The organism is Rhodococcus sp. NPDC057014 (assembly GCF_042673295.1).
GTDB lineage: Bacteria > Actinomycetota > Actinomycetes > Mycobacteriales > Mycobacteriaceae > Rhodococcus_F.
Window position 1 is genome coordinate 1 of record NZ_JBHUSF010000658.1, and the last position, 1,092, is coordinate 1,092.

At 66.2% G+C, this 1,092-nt stretch carries 2 protein-coding genes and 1 pseudogene; 1 reads left to right on the top strand and 2 read right to left on the bottom strand.

Annotation, left to right across the window (positions count from 1 at the left end):
• A pseudogene (locus tag ACFTZB_RS45810) lies at nt 1-193 on the bottom strand (hypothetical protein); the annotation flags it as partial.
• 40 nt (nt 194-233) lie between these two features.
• Nucleotides 234-653: an Hsp20/alpha crystallin family protein gene (locus ACFTZB_RS45815; RefSeq protein ID WP_219455035.1), complete on the bottom strand. Its 420-nt coding sequence runs from the start codon at nt 651-653 to the stop codon at nt 234-236.
• 128 nt (nt 654-781) lie between these two features.
• Here ACFTZB_RS45815 and ACFTZB_RS45820 point away from each other — a divergent pair.
• Nucleotides 782-1,092: MerR family transcriptional regulator (locus ACFTZB_RS45820; protein ID WP_378442660.1), on the top strand; the 311-nt coding region annotated here is incomplete at its 3' end.

Sequence of the window (1,092 nt, forward strand, 5' to 3'; positions counted from 1 at the left end):
ACGGACCGGACCGTGCGGTGGCCATCGTCGCGAGCAGGACCGCGGCCTGCGGGGTGAGCGCGTCGGCGAGGATGCGATCCGAATCGGCGACGAGCAGCTCGTAGTCCAGCTCGTGCCACGGCCGCACCACAGCGCGTGCGATGCGCGGTGAGCCGGAACCGGGTGCTGCGGTGACCATGATCGTCGGGGTCATCGATGTTCACCCCCTCCTGGGAGGACTGTCACGGCGTCGGTCAGGCGGTGACGGCCCTGCGCTCGGAATGGTTGCTGATCTCGATCTTGCGGGGCTTGGCCTTCTCCGCGATCGGGATCGTCAACCGCAGCACCCCGGCGTCGTAGGACGCCTCGATCTTGTCCGGGTCGAGGTTCTCGCCGAGGAACAGCTGCCGGCTGAACACCCCACGCGGGCGCTCGGAGGCCACCATCTCCTGCTTGTCGTCGAGCCCGGGCCGCTGCGCCCGCACGGTCACGGTGTCGCGTTCGACGTCCAGATCGATCGATTCCACCTGCACGCCGGGCAGGTCGAACTCCACCACGAACCGGTCATCCTCGCGCCAGGCGTCCATCGGCATCACCGCCGGCCGTGCCGCGGTGCCGAGGATCTGCTGCGTCAGACGGTCGAGGTCGCGGAACGGATCGGTGCGCATCAACATCGTCTCCACCTCCAAAAAACCCTCTCATCTCAACACTTAAACTCCAGCAGATGCTGTAGATTCGGTATAGCATTTGTCGTAGACTATGACAAGAGTTTGGGCGAGATATTTTCCGATCGGAGCACGGCATGACCCCAGAATCCGAGCGCGACACCGAGATCCGCTCCCGGCGCGGGGTGTACGGCATCTCGGTGGCCGCCGAACTGTCCGGATTCGGGATCGCGGCGCTGCGGTTGTACGAGGAGTACGGGCTGCTCACTCCGGCCCGCACCGGGGGTGGTACCCGTCGCTACAGCGACGACGACCTGGTCCGGCTCCGGCGGATCGCCGAACTCATCGACGCCGGCGTCAACCTGGTCGGTATCGGCCACGTCCTCGACCTCGAGCGCCGTACCGGGGAACTCGAAGCCGACAACGCCCGTCTGGAAACCGACAACGC